This is a genomic window from Burkholderia sp. DN3021 (assembly GCF_049805555.1).
GTDB classification, from domain to species: Bacteria; Pseudomonadota; Gammaproteobacteria; order Burkholderiales; family Burkholderiaceae; genus Burkholderia; species Burkholderia pyrrocinia_C.
Genome location: NZ_JBNCAB010000003.1, coordinates 1 through 18,781, shown reverse-complemented (window position 1 = coordinate 18,781; position 18,781 = coordinate 1). Strand labels below are relative to the sequence as shown.

Below are 18,781 nucleotides of genomic sequence, written 5' to 3'. Positions count from 1 at the left end.
ATACTTCGAGCAATGTATGACTTGTCACCGTCAACAGGCTCGCAGTAAACCTGCGGTAATCTCAATTTCGAGAGGAGAAATATGAATAAACTTTCAAAGCTCGCGTTCATTGCAGCTACCGCAGTTATGGCTGCATCCGCTTCGGCACAGTCGGTGCCGGCGTCGCGTCAAGCCGTCAATGACAACTGGGTGAACGGCACGGGCGAATGGGTGTGGATGAACGGCACGAACGAGCTCTGCTGGCGCGATGCGTTCTGGACGCCGGCCACCGCCAACGCGAAGTGCGATGGCGCACTGGTCGCCCAGGCACCGCAGCCGCCGGTCGCTCCGGTCGCTCCGGCCATCACGAGCCAGAAGATCACGTATCAAGCTGACGCCCTGTTCGACTTCGACAAGGCAACGCTCAAGCCGCTGGGCAAGCAGAAGCTGGACGAACTGGCTTCGAAGATCCAGGGCATGAACACGGAAGTGGTCGTCGCAACGGGCTACACGGACCGCATCGGTTCGGACAAGTACAACGACCGTCTGTCGCTGCGCCGTGCGCAGGCCGTGAAGTCGTACCTGGTCAGCAAGGGTGTGCCGGCCAACAAGATCTACACGGAAGGCAAGGGCAAGCGCAACCCGGTTACGACTGGCTGCAACCAGAAGAACCGCAAGCAGCTGATCGCCTGCCTCGCACCGGACCGCCGCGTGGAAGTCGAAGTGGTTGGTACGCAAGAAGTCCAGAAGACGACCGTTCCGGCGCAGTAAGCCGCGGTTTTCGACTGCTTCAAAGCCCCGCCCCGGCGGGGCTTTTTCTTTGATGCCCGTCCGGGCGCTCGCTGGCCTCGCCGTCCGCTTATATACTCGGGGCTGACGAACCGCAGCACCGCCCTCCTTCCGTAGCCCGTTTGCCGCCATGACCAACGCCGATCCGCACGAACTCCAGAAATTCAGCGACCTCGCCCATCGGTGGTGGGATCCGAATGCCGAATTCAAGCCGCTGCACGACCTGAACCCGGTCCGGCTCGGCTGGATCGACGCACATGCGCACCTGCCCGGCAAGCGCGCACTCGACATCGGCTGCGGCGGCGGCATCCTGTCCGAATCGATGGCCGGGCTCGGCGCCCAGGTGAAAGGCATCGACCTGTCGACCGAAGCGCTTGGCGTCGCCGACCTGCACAGCCTCGAAAGCGGCATCGCGGTCGACTACGAGGCGATCGCCGCCGAAGCGATCGCCGCGCGCGAGCCAGGCTCCTACGACGTCGTCACGTGTATGGAGATGCTCGAGCACGTGCCGTCGCCCGGCGATATCGTCGCCGCGTGCGCGACGCTCGTGAAGCCGGGCGGCTGGGTGTTCTTCTCGACGCTGAACCGGAATCTGAAGTCCTACCTGTTCGCGGTGATCGGCGCTGAGTACATCGCGCAAATGCTGCCGAAGGGCACGCACGACTACGCGCGCTTCATCCGCCCGTCGGAACTGGCCGGCTTCGTGCGTGCGACGGATCTGCACATCGTGGAGATCAAGGGCATCACGTATCATCCGATCGGCAAGCGCTTCGCGCTGTCGAACGACACCGACATCAACTACCTCGTCGCGTGCCGCCGCGGCGCGTGACCCTCCGACCGGCATGACGACTCCCCTTTCGACCGCGCGGGCCGCACTCGACGAACCGCGCCTGCTGCACTGCGCTGCCGTGCTATTCGACCTGGACGGCACGCTTGCCGACACGGCGCCCGATCTCGCCGCCGCCGTCAATAAGATGCAGCGCGCGCGCGGCCTGCCCGAAACGCCGCTCGACGTGCTGCGGCCGCTGGCTTCGGCCGGCGCGCGCGGCCTGCTCGGCGGCGCGTTCGGCATCGACCCGCACACGCCCGGCTACGAAGCGATGCGCGATGAGTTCCTGGCCAACTACGCGACGGATATCTGCGTGCATACGACGCTGTTCTCCGGCATCGGCGACGTGCTCGACGAACTCGATGCGCGCGGCGTGCGCTGGGGCATCGTCACGAACAAGGCGATGCGGCTCACGGCGCCGCTCATCGACCTGCTCGGTCTTGCACTGCGCGCGGCCTGCGTCGTCGGGGGCGACACAACGCCGCACTCGAAGCCGCACCCTGCTCCGCTGCTGCACGCGGCCGACCAGCTGACGCTCGCGCCGGCGCGCATCGTCTACGTCGGCGACGATCTGCGCGACATTCAGGCCGGCAGCGCTGCCGGCATGGCGACGGTCGCGGCCGCGTACGGTTACTGCGGCGACGGCGCCGCGCCGGCCGACTGGCAGGCCCAGCATCTCGTCGACACGACGCAGGAACTGCGCGAACTGCTGCGCGATGTTGGGCTATAATGATCGATCTGATCCGCGGGGGCGACCTGGTTTCGACAGGGGTTGTGAAGCGGCTAGGGCATGTCGAGGACCCGTCACCTCGTTAATCAATGGGAAAATCGTAACTGCAAACGACGATACGTTCGCACTGGCAGCCTAACGGCCGCCGTCCTCTGCCTAGTTCACTGACGGGCTAGTGTCGCAAGACCGGTAGCAATACCGCCAGAGGTCATTTACGTCAGTTAAGCCCTGTCGGCGTCGCGACGCCAGGGTCGAAAACCTAGCGAATCGCCGTAGTGCAGCGTGTTCGTCCGCGTCGCTGCGGTTAAATCAAATGACTGAACTAAACATGTAGAACTAGTCGTGGAGCGCTTCTGGACGCGGGTTCGATTCCCGCCGCCTCCACCAAATTCCGCGCTCGCCGCACGAACCCCGCATGACGCAAGTCTGCGGGGTTTTTTGTTGCCAGCGAAACGCATGCGCCCCCTCTCCTTCCGAAAAAGCGCCCAGCCACGGACGGACCGGGCGGAATGCCGCCGGTATTCCGGCGACAGGAGGTGACGGATATTCCGCCGCGCCCGCGCAAGCGTCGGTCGCAATGGGCTGCGGCCAGCGCGGTTGCCGGTGCGCAGGGCGTTGCCGATGCGCAGGGCAATACACGACTTAGCTGCCGCGATACAGCGACTTCATTTCTTCCGCGCTGGCCGGACGCACGCCCATTGCACGCGAACCCGATGCCGATGCGCCCTGTGCCTGCGCGCCGTACCCGCTGGCGTCGACACCTTGCGCTTGCGCCAGCGCACTGCGCTGTTGCTCCGCAACACGCGCCGTTGCGGCCTGGATCGCTTCCGGATAATGCGGATCTTCGCCGCGGGCGGAGTTGTAACCGGCTTGCTGGAGCTGAACCAGCTCGGCACGGACCTGCGCGCGGGTGATCGTCGAACCCGACTGGGCAAACGACACGACCGGGGCAACGAGAGCGGCAGCAACGACAACAGCTTGAACGAGTGACTTCATGATGACCTACCTCCAGATTTGTCTGTTTTCGCGGTGAACACCTTGTTCAGCGCCGACAAACCGAAGTTTATGTAGGCGGATGCTTAAGAATAAGGCAGGTTTCGGGAAGACATCCTTCCTGATTCGCGGGTTAACCCTAGATCATCCGCGGGGCCGGCAATTCGCGAACGCTGCTTCATCCGGCATCGCGTCGCCTGACGACTCGCCTGAAAGCACAAGCCCCGCGAAGCGACAACGCTTCGCGGGGCTCGAATGGTGTTGCACGGGATTCGTGCAGTCGCGCCGCTCAGACGGTCAAGCCGATATGCGCGTGCACATCACCCGCCTGTCGAATCGACACCGTACGACCAACGCGCAAACGCGCCTGTCGACGCGTTACTGGCTATCCATCGGGCACTTCAGGTTGCAGCCGTTCGGGTCACCCAGGTCGCCCTTGCGACGCAAGGCCGACTTCTTGCTGCCCTGGTATTTCTGCGATGGCGCCGACGCCGCGAACGGCATCTGCGGATGCTCGTTCAGGCGAAACTGTTCGCTCAGGATGCCGCCGGGCACGCCCGGGGAATTCTGCGCAAGCGCAAACGGCGAAGCCGCGACCAGAAGCCCCGCGGTCAACGCTGCCGCGGCGAGGGAAACGGAAAATTTCATGGCGGGATGACGCCTGAACGGCGTGCTTGTTGGAACGTTGATCAAGCGTCAAGCGTAGCGCAAATCCCCCGCTGCTGCAGCGCGGTTCGACCGCGTCCCCGTTACCGGGAATGGCCGTCCGGCGCGCTCGTGCCGTCGCTGCCGGCCAGCCCCGTCGCGATGCTCGTCAGCGTCCCGCATGCGGCCGGATCGTAGCCGTCGAGATGTGCGACGCGCTCGACGAAGCGCGCGTCGCGCAGCAGCGCCAGCACGCCGGCGAGCGGCCGCGCGTCGAGCCGTGCGCGTTCGCACGCGAAGTAATAGTCCTCGTCGACGACCGGGATGAAATCGAGCCCGAAATGACGGGCGGCCGGCTCGACACCGAAGCCGAGATCGGCCATCCCGCTCGCGACGAACGCCGCAATCGCCGAATGCGTGAGCTCGGCCGACGCATAACCGTCGATGCGCTCGGGATCGATGCCGATCGCACGCAGCGCGAGATCCAGCAGCATGCGCGTACCCGACCCCGGCTGCCGATTGACGAAGCGGATATCGTTGCGCGCGAGATCCGCGAGCCCGCGGACCTGCTTCGGGTTGCCGCGCGGCACGAACAGCCCCTGCTGGCGGCGCGTCAGGTGAATCAGCACGTGGCGCGTGTCGTCGAGCCACGGCCGGTAGATCTGCGCGCACTGCGCGCGAAACGCGCCGCGCGGCAGATGGAAACCGGCCAGGTCGCATTCTCCGCGTGCGAGCGCCTGCACGGCCTCGACGCTCTCGCGATACTTGATGTCGACGGCCGCCTGCGTATCGACGAGCGCGGACACGAGCGTCGCGACCGCGTAACCGTGCGACGCGTGGATACGCACGGCACCGTCGCGCTGCGCAAGCCGCCGGTTCAGGTCGCTGGCCACCTCGGCCGCCAGCGTGCGCAGGTTCCCGTCGAGCCGGCTGCGCGCGAGGCGCTGCGCGTCGACGACCGCCCGCCCAAGTTCCGACAGCGTCGACCCCTTGCCCCGCGCGGTTTCGATCAACTCCCCGCCGATGCACGCTTCCAGCGCGCGCAGCATGCCCCACGCGTGCCGGTACGACAGCCCTTTTGCCTGGGCAGCCTGCGCGATGCTGCCCGTGTCGGCCACGAGTTCCAGCAGTGGCGCGACGTCGGACAGGCTGGCCGTACGGCCTTCGATGTCGCGTACGGTCAGATACGCGTCGCATTCGATTCGAATCAATTATGCACTCCGATTTCCTATTGCGACCACGAAATCTTCCGCTTATCGTTGGCCTAAATCAATCAGAACGAAGTCACGATGCGCACTATATGAATTTCGAGCGCATATGAGACTTTGGAGGAGCATAACCGATGTCCCCGAATTCCCATGCGCCCGACGCGCTCGTCGAGCGCCATGCGCGCGCCGGCCGGTCGCTGGTCGCGATCCTGCATGCGATCCAGGACGACGCGGGCTACGTGCCGCCGGGCTGCGTCGCGCCGCTCGCCAGGGCGCTGAACCTGTCGCGCGCGGAAGTGCACGGCGTACTGACCTACTATCACCACTTCCGTACCGCGCCGCCCGCGCGCGTGACGATCCAGATGTGCCGCGCCGAAGCGTGCCGCAGCATGGGCTGCGAAACGCTCGCCGCGCACGCCGAAGCCCGCACGGGCTGCCGGTTCGACGCAGCGCACGGCGATGCCGCGGAAGCGCACGCGCCGGACGCCGTCGCGCTCGAATCGGTCTACTGTCTCGGACAGTGCGCGCAGTCGCCGTCGCTGACGGTCAACGGCGTGCTGCATGCGAAGGTCACGCCGGAGAAATTCGACGCGCTGCTGGCCGATGCTCTCGCCCACACGCCGGAGGCCGCATGACGACCCGCATCTACGTCCCGCGCGATTCGTCCGCGCTGGCCCTCGGCGCCGACGCGCTCGCCGCCGCGATCGTCGCGGAAGCCGAACGGCGCGGCGTCGCGATCGAACTGGTCCGCAACGGCTCGCGCGGGCTGCTGTGGCTCGAGCCGCTCGTCGAGGTCGGTACGGCCGCCGGACGCATCGGCTATGCGAACCTGTCGGCCGCCGACGTGCCGGCCCTGTTCGATGCAAACTGGCTCGAAGGCGGTGCGCATCCGAGCGGCGTCGGCATCGTCGACGCGCACCCCTATCTCGCGCGCCAGCAGCGCCTCACGTTCGCGCGCATCGGCCTGACCGATCCGCTGTCGATCGACGACTACCTGCAGCATGAAGGCCTCGCCGGCCTGAAGAACGCACTCGCGCTCGACGGCGATGCCGCGTGCGAAACGCTGATCGAATCGGGGCTGCGCGGCCGCGGCGGCGCGGCGTTCCCGGCCGGCATCAAGTGGCGCACGGTCCGGCACGCGAGCGCCACGCAGAAGTACATCGTCTGCAATGCGGACGAAGGCGATTCGGGCACGTTCTCCGACCGCCTGATGATGGAATGCGATCCGTACTGCCTGATCGAAGGGATGATCATCGCGGGCATCGCAACGGGCGCGACGGTCGGCTACATCTACGTGCGCAGCGAATACCCGCACGCGATCGCGACGCTCGAAGCCGCGATCGTCCGCGCGCGCGAGGCCGGCTGGCTCGGCGAACGCGTGCTCGGCTCCGCGCATGCATTCGAGCTGCACGTCGCGAAAGGCGCGGGCTCGTACGTGTGCGGCGAGGAAACGGCGCTGCTCGAATCGCTCGAGGGCAAGCGCGGCGTCGTGCGCGCGAAGCCGCCGCTGCCAGCGCTCGCCGGCCTGTTCGGTCAGCCGACCGTGATCAACAACGTGATCACGCTCGCGACGGCACCCGTGATCTTCGCGCGCGGCGCCGCGTTCTATCGCGATTTCGGCATGGGCCGCTCGCGCGGCACGCTGCCGTTCCAGCTGGCCGGCAACCTCCGTCACGGCGGCCTCGTCGAACTCGCGTTCGGCGTCACGCTGCGCGAGCTGCTGTTCGACTTCGGCGGCGGCACGGCAAGCGGTCGGCCGGCACGCGCCGCGCAGGTCGGCGGCCCGCTCGGCACCTACCTGCCCGACCATCAGTGGGATGTGCCGCTCGATTACGAGGCGTATACGGCGATCGGCGCGGTGGTCGGCCACGGCGGCATCGTGCTGCACGACGACACGTCGAACCTCGCCGAGCTTGCCGAATATGCGATGAAGTTCTGTGCGATCGAATCGTGCGGCAAGTGCACGCCGTGCCGGATCGGTTCGACGCGCGGCGTCGAGACGATCGCGCGCATCCGCCACGGCGACACGTCGGAGCGGCAGGTCACGCTGCTGCGCGATCTGTGCGACACGATGCTGGCCGGTTCGCTGTGCGCGATGGGCGGGATGACGCCCTACCCGGTGCTGTCCGCGCTCGACCATTTCCCCGAAGATTTCGGGCTCGCTGGCGGCAAGGATGCCGCGTCGAGCCCGGTCAAGGCTGCGGCCTGACCCAGAAGGAGCCCTGCATGTCCCTCGACACGAACAACGTCCGCCAAGGCGGCTGCGGCTCGGGCCAATGCGCGTGCAAGAGCGCCGCACAGGCGCGCGCCCGCGACCCGTTCGACGATACCGACTACGGCACGCCGCAACGCCATGCCGATACCGACGTCACGCTCGAAATCGACGGCCAGCCGGTGACGGTACCGGCCGGCACGTCGGTGATGCGCGCGGCGATCGAAGCCGGCGTCAACGTCCCGAAGCTCTGCGCGACCGATTCGCTCGAGCCGTTCGGCTCGTGCCGGCTGTGCCTCGTCGAGATCGAAGGCCGGCGCGGTTATCCGGCCTCGTGCACGACGCCGGCCGAAGCGGGCATGAAGGTGCGCACGCAGTCGGACCGGCTGCAGTCGCTGCGCCGCAACGTGATGGAGCTGTACATCTCCGACCATCCGCTCGACTGCCTCACCTGCCCCGCCAACGGCGACTGCGAGCTGCAGGACATGGCGGGGGTCGTCGGGCTGCGCGAAGTGCGCTACGGCTTCGATGGCGCGAATCACCTCAACGACCGCAAGGACGAATCGAACCCCTACTTCACGTACGACCCGTCGAAGTGCATTGTCTGCAACCGCTGCGTGCGCGCGTGCGAGGAAACCCAGGGCACGTTCGCGCTGACGATCGCCGCGCGCGGCTTCGAATCGCGCGTCGCCGCCGGCGAAAGCGAATCGTTCATGGCGTCGGAATGCGTGTCGTGCGGCGCCTGCGTCGCCGCATGCCCGACGGCCACGCTGCAGGAGAAATCCGTCGTGCAGCTCGGGCAAGCCGAACACTCGGTCGTCACGACCTGCGCGTACTGCGGCGTCGGCTGCTCGTTCAAGGCCGAGATGAAGGGCACGCAGGTCGTGCGCATGACGCCGAACAAGAACGGCCTCGCGAACGAGGGCCACGCGTGCGTGAAGGGACGCTTCGCGTGGGGCTACGCGACGCACAAGGACCGCATCACGAAGCCGATGATCCGCGAGAAGATCACCGACCCGTGGCGCGAAGTAAGCTGGGACGAAGCGCTCACCTACGCGGCGACGCAATTCCGCAAGCTGCAGCAGAAATACGGCCGCGATTCGATCGGCGGCATCACGTCGTCGCGCTGCACGAACGAGGAAACCTACCTCGTGCAGAAGCTCGTGCGTGCCGCGTTCGGCAACAACAACGTCGACACCTGCGCGCGCGTGTGCCATTCGCCGACCGGCTATGGCCTCAAGACGACGCTCGGCGAATCGGCCGGCACGCAGACGTTCGCATCGGTCGACCAGGCCGACGTGATCGTCGTGATGGGTGCGAACCCGACCGACGGCCACCCGGTGTTCGGCTCGCGGCTGAAGCGGCGCGTTCGCGACGGCGCGAAGCTGATCGTGATCGACCCGCGCCGCATCGATGTCGTCGACGGCCCGCACGTGAAGGCCACGCATCACCTGCAACTGCGCCCCGGCACCAACGTCGCGATCGTCAACGCGCTCGCGCACGTGATCGTCACCGAAGGGCTTGTTGCCGACGCATTCGTCGCCGAGCGCTGCGAGACGCGCGCGTTCGAGCAATGGCGCGACTTCGTGTCGCGCCCCGACAATTCGCCCGAGGCAACCGCCGACGTGACCGGCGTGCCGGCCGAGCTGGTACGCGCCGCCGCGCGCCTCTACGCAACGGGCGGCAATGCCGCGATCTATTACGGGCTGGGCGTGACCGAACACGCGCAGGGCTCGACGACGGTGATGGGCATCGCGAACCTCGCGATGGCGACCGGCAACATCGGCCGCGAAGGCGTCGGCGTCAATCCGCTGCGCGGCCAGAACAACGTGCAGGGTTCGTGCGACATGGGCTCGTTCCCGCACGAACTGCCCGGCTACCGGCACATCAGTGACGAGATCGTGCGCACGCAGTTCGAACAGGCGTGGTCGGCCAAGCTGCAGCCGGAACCGGGGCTGCGCATCCCGAACATGTTCGACGCGGCGCTCGACGGCAGTTTCAAGGGGCTCTACTGCCAGGGCGAGGACATCGTCCAGTCGGACCCGAACACGCAGCACGTGTCGGCCGCGCTGTCGGCGATGGAGTGCATCGTCGTGCAGGACATCTTCCTCAACGAGACCGCGAAATATGCGCACGTGCTGCTGCCGGGCTCGACGTTCCTCGAGAAGGACGGCACGTTCACGAACGCGGAGCGCCGCATCTCGCGCGTGCGCAAGGTGATGCCGCCGCTCGCGGGCTACGCTGACTGGGAAGTGACGCTGCTGCTGTCGCAGGCGCTCGGTTACGACATGCACTACACGCATCCGTCGGAAATCATGGACGAGATCGCGCGGCTCACGCCGACCTTCTCCGGCGTATCGTACGAGAAGCTCGACGCGCTCGGCAGCATCCAGTGGCCGTGCAACGAGCACGCGCCGGAAGGCACGCCGACGATGCACATAGACGAGTTCGTACGCGGCAAGGGCCGGTTCGTGATCACCAAGTTCATTCCGACGCCGGAAAAGGTCACGCAGCGCTATCCGCTGATCCTGACGACGGGCCGCATCCTGTCGCAATACAACGTCGGCGCGCAGACGCGCCGGACCGAAAACGTCCGGTGGCATGAAGAGGATCGCCTCGAGATCCACCCGCACGACGCGCAGGATCGCGGCATCCGGACCGGCGACTGGGTCGGCATCGAATCGCGTGCCGGGCAGACGGTGCTGCGCGCGCTCGTGACGGAACGCATGCAGCCGGGCGTCGTGTACACGACGTTCCACTTCCCCGAATCGGGCGCGAACGTGATCACGACGGAAAGCTCCGACTGGGCGACGAACTGCCCTGAATACAAGGTGACGGCCGTGCAGGTGCTGCCGGTTGCGCAGCCGTCCGAATGGCAGCGTGCATACGCGCGCTTCAACGCGGAGCAGATCGACCTGCTCGAGCGCCGCGCGAGCACGCCCGACACCGTGACGACAGGCAAGTGAGGCTTCGATGGACAACGACCACCTGATCGACATGGCCAACCAGATCGGCGCATTCTTCGAATCGATGCCCGATCGCGACGAAGCGCTGACCGGTATCGCCGAGCATATCCGGCGCTTCTGGGAGCCGCGGATGCGCCGCGCGTTGCTCGCCGCGCTCGACGATCCGTCGGGCGAAGGCGCGCAACGCGCGGCACCGATCGTGCGCGATGCGATCGCCGCGCACCGCGCGTCGCTCGTTCCTGCTCCCGCGACCGCCTGAACGCACCGCTACCCGGACACCGACATGCCCGCGAACCAGTTTTCGCAGTGGCGCAGCAGCCCGTTCGCGTCGGTTGCCGTGCGCCCGCGCGCGGCGACATACCCGTCGGGCCGCAGCAGGTAGAACGACGGCCGCGAGCGGCCGTACTCCTGTGCCAGCCCGGCGGCACCGTCGCCTTCGATATCGGTGACCCGCCACACGCGCACAGCGCCCGGCATGATCCGTTCGAGCCCCTGCACGAGCGCCTGCGCATCGGCCGCCATCGGTGGCGCAGCGCCGGTGTCTGCATTCACCGGCTCTTCGAGCAGTAGCAGCGTGAAGCTCGCCGGATCGTGCAGATCGTATAGCCGCGCCGTTCCGGGCGCCTGACCGAGCGGGCCGTCGAGCACGTGCACGAATGCGTCGGGCGCCCGCTCGCCCGCACGCGGACCGCCGTCGAGCACACGCTCCAGCGTAAGCGGACTCTTCCGGTACTGCACGCCGAGCTCGCTGACCGTGCGCCGCACCGCGTCGCGCATCGGTCCGAACGACACCAGCAGCGGCACGACATGATCGCGCAGCAGCTTCATCGCGCCGCGATCCGCCTCGACGATCTGCGTAATGAAACCGGTCTGCCGCAACACGTCGCGCTCGATCGGATGACGCTCGGCGTGATACGTGTCGAGCAGCCGTTCGGGCGTGCCCGCACCGAGCACGCGCGCAAGCTTCCAGCCGAGATTGAACGCTTCCTGGATGCCGGTGTTCATGCCCTGCGCGCCGGCCGGGCTGTGGACGTGCGCTGCGTCGCCCGCGAAGAATACGCGGCCGTGACGCAGTCGGTCGACCATGCGGCTCTGCAGGTGGAAATAGGACGACCACGCGAGATCGCTCGGCGAGATCGACGCGCCAACGCGTGCGCGCACGATCGCCTCGCATTCCGCGAGCGACGGGGTCGGCGCATCGGGCGACGCATCGCTGCCGGGCGGCCGGTCGGCAACGAGCCGGTAACGGCCGCCGCCCATCGGAAACAGGCCCGCCATGCCTTCGGGCGTCGTGAACAGGTGGATCTCTTCGTCCGGCCAGTCGGGTATCGCCGCGAAATCGGCGAGCAGGAAAGTCTGTTCGAACGCCTGCCCGGTGAAGCCCAGGCCGAGCAGATGCCTGACCGTGCTGTGCGCACCGTCGGCAGCGATCAGGTACGACGGCGCGAACGATTCGTCGCGGCCGTCGGCGCAACGGATCGTCACGTCGAGCGACGTGCCGCCTGCGTCGCACGCGGTCAGCGTCGCGCCACGCTCGACCGTCACGCCGAACCCGGCCAGGTGCTCGGCGAGCAGCCGCTCGGTAATGCTCTGGTCGAGAAACAGCAGATACGGGTAGCGCGTTTGCAGCGGATCGAAATCGAGCCGCGCGATCACGCGGCCGCCGGCATGCAGCGCGGCCGCATGCGCGCGATGGCCGAGCGCGAGAAACGGCTCGACCGCGCGATGCTGCTCCAGCAGTTCGAGCGTGCGTGCCTGGATGCCGATCGCGCGCGAATACGGCGCGGGCGCGGCGAGGCGGTCGATGATGCGCACCGGCACGCGGGCCCGCGCGAGGCTCATCGCCGCGGCAAGGCCGGTCGGCCCCGCGCCGACGATCAGCACGGGGGGGATATCGGGCAGTGTGTCAGCCATGAGAACCTCGATGACACGCGACCCTGCAAGTCTACGCCGCTCCGCGTGACGGGGCCATATGCCGACCGGTCGACGCGCGGCACCCATGCGCGGTGTGGGAAAATACGCGCTTTCCGTCAGTTTTCGCGTCATGGATTCCGCATTCGACCGAGCGTATGCAGCACACCGCGCGGGCCGCCTCGCCGAGGCTGAGCACGGCTATCGCGCCGCGCTCGCCACCAACCCCGCCGACGCAGACGCGCTGCATCTGTTCGGCGTGCTGCGGCACCAGCAGGGCCAGCACGCCGAGGCGGCCGATCTCGTCGGCCGCGCCGTCGCGCTGCGTCCGGACGATGCCGCGCTGCAGCTCAATCTCGGCAACGCGCTGAAAGCGCTCGGCCGGCTCGACGAAGCGATCGACCGCTTTCGCAACGCGCTGACGCTCGCGCCCGAATTTCCGCTCGCGCACTACAACCTCGGCAACGCGTATGCGGCACTGCAGCGCCACGAGGATGCGATCGACGCGTTCGGCCGCGCGCTCCGGCTCACGCCCGACGACGCATCGATCCACAACAATCTCGGCAACGCGCTGAACGCGCTCGGCCGCCACGACGACGCGCTCGCAGCGTTCCGGCGCGCGCTCGAGCTGCGGCCCGGGCATGCGGGCGCGCACAACAACCTCGCGATGGCGCTGAACGCGATGGGCCGCGCCGACGACGCGATCGCGCACTTCCAGGCCGCGATCGCCGCGCAGCCGCGCTTCGTCGCCGCGCATTTCAACCTCGGCAACACGTTCGATGCGGTCGGCCGGCATGCCGAGGCGGCCGCCGCGTTCGAAGCCGCGCTCGCGCTGCATCCGCCGTTTCCGCTCGCGCTGTTCGGGCTCGCGAACGCACTGTGCGCGCAGGCACGCCACCGCGACGCACTGCCCTACTACGAGCGCGCCGTCGGTCTCGATCCGTCGTTCAGCCTGGCGTGGCTGAACCTCGGCAACGCGCATCACGCGCTCTGCGCGCACGAGATGGCGCTGCGCGCATTCGACCAGGCGTTGCGCGTAGAACCCGATCTCACGCTCGCGCGGCTGCACCGCGCAGTCACGCTGCTGACGCTCGGCGACTTCACGCGCGGCCTGCCCGCGTACGAAGCGCGCCACGAGACGCCGGGCGCGATCCCGCTCGGCACGCTGCCGCGCTGGCAGGGCGAGCCGATTGCGTCGCGCACGCTGCTGATCCGCGCGGAACAGGGGTTCGGCGACACGCTGCAGTTCGTCCGCTTCGTGCCGCTTGCCCGCGCACGCTGCGCGTGCATCGTGCTCGAAGTCCAGCCGGAACTCGTGCCGCTGCTGGCGCCTGCCGCATCGCGCTGGCGCGTGACGCTCGTCGCGCAAGGCGCCGCGAAACCGCCGGCTGCGGACGTCGCCTGCACGCTGATGAGCCTGCCGTTCCTGCTCGGGCTTCAGCCGGCGGACATCGTCGGCGGCTCGCGCTACCTCGACGCGCCCGAAAGCGCTCGTCGGCGGTTTCGCGGCTCGCTCGGCGGGCAGTCGAAACGCAAGTTCGGCCTCGCGTGGTCGGGGCGCCGCCAGGCACAGGAAAACCGTTCGATGCCGTTCGACGCGCTCGCGCCGCTGCTCGCGCTGCCGGACATCGACTGGATCGTGCTGCAGCCCGCGCTCGACGACGGCGAACGTGCGCGCGTCGACGCGCATCCGCGCGTGCATCGCCTCGACGGCCGGCTGAACGACTTCGCCGATACGGCCGCGCTGATCGAGCGGCTCGACGGCGTCGTCACGATCGATACGGCTGTCGCGCACCTCGCGGGCGCGCTCGGCAAGCCGCTGTGGGTCATGCTGCCGTTCGCACCCGACTGGCGCTGGTTCACCGGCGACGACTGCCCGTGGTATCCGCAGGCCAGGATCGCCCGCCAGCCCGCGCCGGGAGCGTGGCTCGACGTGGCGGCCATGGTCGCCGACAAGCTGCGCGACGCCTGAACGAAGACGAAAAAAGGAGCGTGCTGCGCTCCCTTTTTTTCGATGCAATGCATGCGGCCGGCGCCGCGCGATGTGCAATGTACGAGCGCCTGTCAGGCCGCCTTGTACTGATTGCGCGCGTCGGGCGTGCGGTACAGCACGAGCGTCGCAATCAGCCCGCAAATCGCGGCCACGCTCAGCCACAGCCCCGGCGCCGCCTTGTTGCCCGTCTGGTGGATCAGCAGCGTCGAGATCGCCGGCGTGAAGCCGCCGATCGTCGTCGCCAGGCTGTACGCGAGCGAGAAGCCGGCCGTGCGCACGTCGGCCGGCATCACTTCGGTCAGCGCGACGACCATCGCGCCGTTGTACGACGCGTACAGGAACGACAGCCACAGCTCGACCGCAAGCAGCCGCAGGAACGACGGATCGCCGACGAGCCACAGCACGGCCGGGTAAGCCGACAGCAGCGTCAGCACCGTGAACGCGATCAGCACCGGGCGGCGGCCGATACGGTCGGACAGCGCGCCGGACAACGGCAGCCACACGAGGTTCGAGATGCCGACGCAGACAGTCACGACGAGCGCGTCGAGCGACGACAGGTGCAGCACTTCCTTGCCGAAGGTCGGCGTGTACGCGGTGATCATGTAGAACGACACCGTCGTCATGATCACCATCCCCATGCCGGCAACCACGACGCCCCAGTTGTCGAGCATCGAGCGCATGATCTCGCCCATCGACGGGCGGTGGCGCTTCGCGAGAAACTCGTCCGTTTCCTTCAGCGAACGACGGATCAGGAACAGGAACGGCACGATCAGGCAGCCGATCAGGAACGGAATGCGCCAGCCCCACGCGGTCATCTCGTCGACCGGCAGCGCGCGATTCAGCAGCACGCCGACGAACGCGGCGAACACGACGGCCACCTGCTGGCTGCCCGACTGCCACGACGTATAGAACCCCTTGTGGCCCTTCGTCGCGATCTCCGACAGGTAGACCGACACGCCGCCGAGTTCGACGCCCGCCGAGAAACCCTGCAGCAGCCGGCCGAGCAGCACGAGCACCGGCGCGAGCACGCCGATCGTCGCGTAGCCAGGTATCGAGGCCACCGTGAGCGTACCGAGCGCCATCAGCCCGAGCGTCAGGATCAGCCCCTTGCGGCGGCCGTGATGGTCGATGTACGCGCCGAGCACGATCGCACCGACCGGCCGCATCAGGAAGCCCGCGCCGAATACCGACAGCGACAGCATCAGCGACGCGAATGCGTTGCCGCTCGGGAAGTAGGTTTTCGCGATGGCCGACGCGTAATACCCGTAGACCATGAAGTCGTACATTTCCAGGAAGTTGCCGCTGACGACCCGGAACACGGTGCGGAATTTCGATTCCTGCGCGATGGCGTGTGACGCTGTGGACATGTTTTTCTCGCTCGGCTCGGATGGCGCGAATCCGCGCCGCATGGATCAGACGACGCCCGCGGCGCCGGGCCGGCGCCCACGGGCATCGCTGCCCGCCGGCGGCGCGCCGCACGACGACGCGCGCACCGGCATGGTCCGCGAATGATGCCACGCCAAGCCGACATTTGCCTTGTGTCGCCCCTGCTGCTGCCGTCGCGGCATTCGACTCGTACGAGTCGCCCCGAAACGGGCGCGAAAATCAGATTGATCTGATCGACCGGCTCTCGCCAGCCGACCACAATGTCACGATTTGCGACGAGATTTCCGCGCCGCGGCCGGCACGGTTGCCTGTGTCGCACGGCGCACCGCCCTTATGACTCCATCGCCCCTCGTCCCCGTCGAAGGCGCGCTCGCCCGCCCTCGCATCGCTCCGCTCGATCACGTACCGCCGTTCGGCCGCGAATGGACCTTTCGCGGCGCGCCCGGTGCACGGCCCGGCAAGCACTGCCTCGCCACACTGACGACGTCCTGCATCGACGTCGACCGGCCTCACCGCGCGTGCCGCTGGCAGCCATGGCCCGTGGCGGCGTCAGCACCGAATCCGGCAGGGGCGCCGGTCGCGCCGGCTGCAGTTGCCGGCAGACGCTCCCGACGCACCGTCCAAGGCTCTCGCGACCGACGTGCGATGTACGCAATCTGCTGGAGCATCGGCGCGTTCGGCATCATCGGCTGGCTGATCGCCGCGCACGAACCGTCCACGGGCTTCGAGCCTGCGCCCACGATCCAGATGGCCGGCATTGCGCCGGACCACACCACGTCATCGACCGGTACCGTGCGAGTTGCCGCAGTTCAGTCCGGTACGTCGACAAACACGTCACCACGGCGCACGGTGGCGACACCCGTCACGAAGACTGCAGAATCGCCACCGGCCACGCACCATGCCGCGCCTCGTCCTGCGTCGCTTCGCACAAAGGCAACGTCCGACATGCAGCGCGCCGCCACTGCATCGCCGCGTCGAACAAACGGCACGCGCACGACGGCAGCACCGGCCCGGATACCGACCGTGCCGCAACTGGCTGCACGTCCGCCAGTCCTGAGCAATGCAGCCAGCACTCGCGCCCGCGATCGACTCGCCCCGCCGCCGCGCTCGACGGACACACGCGATGCACGCGACACACTCTACGATCCGCTCACGCTGATCGCGATGGCAAATACGCTGCGCGCCGCGCAGCCTGCCCGTGCGGCGCATGCGCCGGCCGCCGGCTTCGACTGGACGTCGCAACTGTCCCATCGTCGCGTCACCGACACACCGGACGCGTTCGCGCACTGACGGCCGCTCAATAAAAAACCCGGCGAAGATCGCTTCGCCGGGTTTTGCTCGTCTCTCCGTCCGTTTGACGACTCGTTACTTGTGCGAGGGCAGCCCCGTCTCGGTCTGCCTCTCGAGTTGCCGCACCTGCTCCTGCAGATCGCGCAACTGCATCTGCGCGGCCCGCTTCTCGACCTGCAGCGCCAGCGTCTGCTCCTGGGCCGACTTTTGCCGCTGTACGACTTCGGCCTGCTGGCTGCGCGCGACGCTCAGATCGGCCTGCAACTGCTGCGCACGATTCGCCTGCAGCGCGATCACGCGTTCGAGGAACGCCTTCTGCGCCTGCAGCTCGGTACGGCGAATCTCGATATCCGCGAGCTGCACGGTCTGCTGAACGAAGTTCGCATACACCATCTCCGCGCGGTTCTTCTCCTGCGACCGGATCACGCGCCACAGATGCTTGTCCTGGAACAGCGCGACGTAGTACGTCATCTCGCGCGGATCGAACATCAGGCTCGCGCCGTAGCTGCCGTTGTACGTCGTGCGCATCTCGACGATCCGGCCGTCGTGCAGCATCTGCGTCAATTCGGCGACGTTACCTTGCGTGCTCGCGTCCGACGCGGATGTCGCCGGCGCCGCATCGCCGCTCAGGCTCGTGACCGCCGGACGCGTACCGGCGACCGGCGCGGTCGCGTCGGCGGACCAGGCCGCGCCCGCTTGCGTGCAGGCAGCCAGTGCAACGATCCACGTTGCGCATCGTGCTGGGGAAAAATTTCGGAAAGCCAACGTCAGACTCCGGCGAACGAATCGGGACTCGCGATTATCGTTCAAAACAAAACGGCCGCATCTCGAATTTATCGGGATGCGGCCGGCCTGCGTGCGACACGAAGAATGCGGCTTGCTACAGACGGGTTTCGCGCGCCGCGCGCAGGAACGCATCGAGCAGCGGCGTGCAGTCGAGCAGCTCCGAGCCGCCCGCGCGATGGAACTCGGGGTGCCATTGCACGCCGACGACGAACGGCGAACGCCGATGGCGGATGCCCTCGATGATTCCGTCGCCGGCCGACACCGCCTCGATGTTCAGATCGCGGCCGAGATCGCGGATCGCCTGGTGGTGGATCGAGTTGACGATCGCTTCGCTGCGCCCGGGGAACATGCTCGCGAGCGTCGACGAGTCGGGGAAGCGGATGGCGTGGCGATGCTGGTCGTAATGCTCGCTCACGTGCGCATTCGCGGTCGGCACATCGGTGGCGATGTCCTGGTACAGCGAGCCGCCAAACGCGACGTTGATCAACTGGCAGCCGCGACAGACACCGAGCACGGGTTTGCCGGATTCGACGAACTCGTGCAGCAGCTCGAGTTCGTACATGTCGCGCACGCGGTCGCCCGGCCATTCGGGGCGGGCGTCCGACGCCGCGTAGGTTTGCGGCGACACGTCGGCGCCGCCTTGCAGCAGCAGGCCGTCGAGATGCTTCGCGTAGTCGCGCAGGCGGATATTGCTCGGATGAATCATGCCCTGGTGGCCGACGGTCGGAATCATGAACACGAGCACGTCGCGCGACATCACCCAGTGTGCGATCGATTCCTCGAGATACTGCAGCGTCTTGCCACGCAGCCCCTTCGCGCCCGGTTCCGGATGGAAGATCCGCGCCGACACGCCGATGCGCAGCGTGCGCTGCGTGATGCGCTGGCCCGCGCGGTCGAACAGCCGGCGCGCGCGCGCCGCGATGATCCGGCCGAACACCGACCACGGCGTGTCGCTCTGCTTCAGGTAGGCCGGCGGCGCATGCTGCGCGCTCGCGGGCGGCGGCCGCGGCGTATCGAAATCGGGCGGCGCGCCGAACCCGGGCGGCGGCGAGCCGGGCTTCGGC

The 18,781-nt window shown here is 67.6% G+C and carries 16 protein-coding genes and 1 other RNA gene; 10 read left to right on the top strand and 7 right to left on the bottom strand.

Annotated elements, in window-relative coordinates; genetic code table 11:
* The first annotated feature begins 81 nt into the window (after positions 1 to 81).
* The 4 genes from ompA (at position 82) to ssrA (ending at position 2,714) form a co-directional block, all read left to right on the top strand.
* Entirely contained in the window at positions 82 to 750 is a 669-nt protein-coding gene (ompA, locus tag ACPUER_RS02335; RefSeq protein ID WP_006400736.1) for an outer membrane protein OmpA, read from the top strand.
* 148 nt (positions 751 to 898) lie between these two features.
* Positions 899 to 1,597: a bifunctional 2-polyprenyl-6-hydroxyphenol methylase/3-demethylubiquinol 3-O-methyltransferase UbiG gene (gene ubiG / locus ACPUER_RS02330; RefSeq protein ID WP_425130271.1), complete on the top strand. Its 699-nt coding sequence runs from the start codon at positions 899 to 901 to the stop codon at positions 1,595 to 1,597.
* A 13-nt stretch (positions 1,598 to 1,610) separates the two neighbouring features.
* Positions 1,611 to 2,327 carry a phosphoglycolate phosphatase gene (gph, locus tag ACPUER_RS02325; RefSeq protein WP_425130270.1) on the top strand — a complete coding sequence of 239 codons (717 nt, stop codon included), beginning with the start codon at positions 1,611 to 1,613 and terminating at the stop codon, positions 2,325 to 2,327.
* 17 nt (positions 2,328 to 2,344) lie between these two features.
* Positions 2,345 to 2,714: a transfer-messenger RNA gene (gene ssrA / locus ACPUER_RS02320) on the top strand.
* A gap of 255 nt (positions 2,715 to 2,969) precedes the next feature.
* Here the strand turns inward: ssrA and ACPUER_RS02315 are convergent.
* The 3 genes from ACPUER_RS02315 to ACPUER_RS02305 form a co-directional block, all read right to left on the bottom strand.
* The gene (locus tag ACPUER_RS02315; RefSeq protein WP_096472740.1) at positions 2,970 to 3,323 is read right to left on the bottom strand and encodes a DUF4148 domain-containing protein; all 354 of its coding nucleotides are present in this window, start codon (positions 3,321 to 3,323) and stop codon (positions 2,970 to 2,972) included.
* Positions 3,324 to 3,698: 375 nt separating this feature from the next.
* Complete coding sequence (locus ACPUER_RS02310; RefSeq protein ID WP_072436064.1) at positions 3,699 to 3,968, bottom strand: hypothetical protein; 270 nt, start codon at positions 3,966 to 3,968, stop codon at positions 3,699 to 3,701.
* Between the two features lie 101 nt (positions 3,969 to 4,069).
* Positions 4,070 to 5,176 (bottom strand): substrate-binding domain-containing protein, encoded by a 1,107-nt coding sequence (locus ACPUER_RS02305; protein ID WP_425130269.1) that lies wholly within the window; start codon positions 5,174 to 5,176, stop codon positions 4,070 to 4,072.
* Between the two features lie 131 nt (positions 5,177 to 5,307).
* Here ACPUER_RS02305 and ACPUER_RS02300 point away from each other — a divergent pair, with 131 nt between their 5' ends.
* Genes ACPUER_RS02300 through ACPUER_RS02285 form a run of 4 tightly spaced genes read left to right on the top strand, consistent with a single transcriptional unit; the run spans position 5,308 to position 10,610 of the window.
* Entirely contained in the window at positions 5,308 to 5,808 is a 501-nt protein-coding gene (locus ACPUER_RS02300; RefSeq protein ID WP_425130268.1) for an NAD(P)H-dependent oxidoreductase subunit E, read from the top strand.
* Entirely contained in the window at positions 5,805 to 7,382 is a 1,578-nt protein-coding gene (locus ACPUER_RS02295; RefSeq protein ID WP_425130267.1) for a formate dehydrogenase beta subunit, read from the top strand. The genes ACPUER_RS02300 and ACPUER_RS02295 overlap by 4 nt, the downstream gene beginning before the upstream one ends.
* A 17-nt stretch (positions 7,383 to 7,399) precedes the next feature.
* A complete protein-coding gene (gene fdhF, locus ACPUER_RS02290; RefSeq protein WP_310137085.1) occupies positions 7,400 to 10,351 on the top strand; it encodes a formate dehydrogenase subunit alpha in 2,952 nt (983 codons plus the stop codon).
* Positions 10,352 to 10,358: 7 nt separating this feature from the next.
* Complete coding sequence (locus ACPUER_RS02285) at positions 10,359 to 10,610, top strand: formate dehydrogenase subunit delta (RefSeq protein WP_034183014.1); 252 nt, start codon at positions 10,359 to 10,361, stop codon at positions 10,608 to 10,610.
* An 8-nt stretch (positions 10,611 to 10,618) separates the two neighbouring features.
* Here ACPUER_RS02285 and ACPUER_RS02280 read toward each other — a convergent pair whose 3' ends face one another.
* Positions 10,619 to 12,265, bottom strand: a complete 1,647-nt coding sequence (locus tag ACPUER_RS02280) for an FAD-dependent monooxygenase (protein WP_310137088.1) — start codon at positions 12,263 to 12,265, stop codon at positions 10,619 to 10,621.
* Between the two features lie 130 nt (positions 12,266 to 12,395).
* On the opposite strand from ACPUER_RS02280, the gene ACPUER_RS02275 reads away from it, so the two are divergent.
* Positions 12,396 to 14,234 carry a tetratricopeptide repeat protein gene (locus ACPUER_RS02275; protein ID WP_425130266.1) on the top strand — a complete coding sequence of 613 codons (1,839 nt, stop codon included), beginning with the start codon at positions 12,396 to 12,398 and terminating at the stop codon, positions 14,232 to 14,234.
* Positions 14,235 to 14,326: 92 nt separating this feature from the next.
* Here ACPUER_RS02275 and ACPUER_RS02270 read toward each other — a convergent pair whose 3' ends face one another.
* Positions 14,327 to 15,622 (bottom strand): MFS transporter, encoded by a 1,296-nt coding sequence (locus tag ACPUER_RS02270; RefSeq protein WP_310137090.1) that lies wholly within the window; start codon positions 15,620 to 15,622, stop codon positions 14,327 to 14,329.
* A 1,183-nt stretch (positions 15,623 to 16,805) separates the two neighbouring features.
* On the opposite strand from ACPUER_RS02270, the gene ACPUER_RS02265 reads away from it, so the two are divergent.
* On the top strand, positions 16,806 to 16,931 hold the full coding sequence (locus tag ACPUER_RS02265) for a hypothetical protein (protein WP_425130265.1): 126 nt from the start codon (positions 16,806 to 16,808) through the stop codon (positions 16,929 to 16,931).
* A 75-nt stretch (positions 16,932 to 17,006) separates the two neighbouring features.
* On the opposite strand, the gene ACPUER_RS02260 is transcribed toward ACPUER_RS02265, so the two are convergent.
* Both ACPUER_RS02260 and ACPUER_RS02255 read right to left on the bottom strand, forming a co-directional pair.
* The gene (locus tag ACPUER_RS02260) at positions 17,007 to 17,696 is read right to left on the bottom strand and encodes a DUF2968 domain-containing protein (protein WP_425130264.1); all 690 of its coding nucleotides are present in this window, start codon (positions 17,694 to 17,696) and stop codon (positions 17,007 to 17,009) included.
* A gap of 115 nt (positions 17,697 to 17,811) precedes the next feature.
* Positions 17,812 to 18,781: gamma-glutamyl-gamma-aminobutyrate hydrolase family protein (locus ACPUER_RS02255; RefSeq protein WP_425130263.1), on the bottom strand; the 970-nt coding region annotated here is incomplete at its 5' end.

Coding starts and splice junctions, on each gene's coding strand:
- ubiG (WP_425130271.1), top strand. CDS start 899: ATGACCAACGCCGATCCGCACGAACTCCAGAAATTCAGCGACCTCGCC.
- ACPUER_RS02285 (WP_034183014.1), top strand. CDS start 10,359: ATGGACAACGACCACCTGATCGACATGGCCAACCAGATCGGCGCATTC.
- ACPUER_RS02270 (WP_310137090.1), bottom strand. CDS start 15,622: ATGTCCACAGCGTCACACGCCATCGCGCAGGAATCGAAATTCCGCACC.
- ACPUER_RS02295 (WP_425130267.1), top strand. CDS start 5,805: ATGACGACCCGCATCTACGTCCCGCGCGATTCGTCCGCGCTGGCCCTC.
- gph (WP_425130270.1), top strand. CDS start 1,611: ATGACGACTCCCCTTTCGACCGCGCGGGCCGCACTCGACGAACCGCGC.
- ACPUER_RS02300 (WP_425130268.1), top strand. CDS start 5,308: ATGTCCCCGAATTCCCATGCGCCCGACGCGCTCGTCGAGCGCCATGCG.
- fdhF (WP_310137085.1), top strand. CDS start 7,400: ATGTCCCTCGACACGAACAACGTCCGCCAAGGCGGCTGCGGCTCGGGC.
- ACPUER_RS02315 (WP_096472740.1), bottom strand. CDS start 3,323: ATGAAGTCACTCGTTCAAGCTGTTGTCGTTGCTGCCGCTCTCGTTGCC.
- ompA (WP_006400736.1), top strand. CDS start 82: ATGAATAAACTTTCAAAGCTCGCGTTCATTGCAGCTACCGCAGTTATG.
- ACPUER_RS02275 (WP_425130266.1), top strand. CDS start 12,396: ATGGATTCCGCATTCGACCGAGCGTATGCAGCACACCGCGCGGGCCGC.
- ACPUER_RS02310 (WP_072436064.1), bottom strand. CDS start 3,968: ATGAAATTTTCCGTTTCCCTCGCCGCGGCAGCGTTGACCGCGGGGCTT.
- ACPUER_RS02265 (WP_425130265.1), top strand. CDS start 16,806: ATGGCAAATACGCTGCGCGCCGCGCAGCCTGCCCGTGCGGCGCATGCG.
- ACPUER_RS02280 (WP_310137088.1), bottom strand. CDS start 12,265: ATGGCTGACACACTGCCCGATATCCCCCCCGTGCTGATCGTCGGCGCG.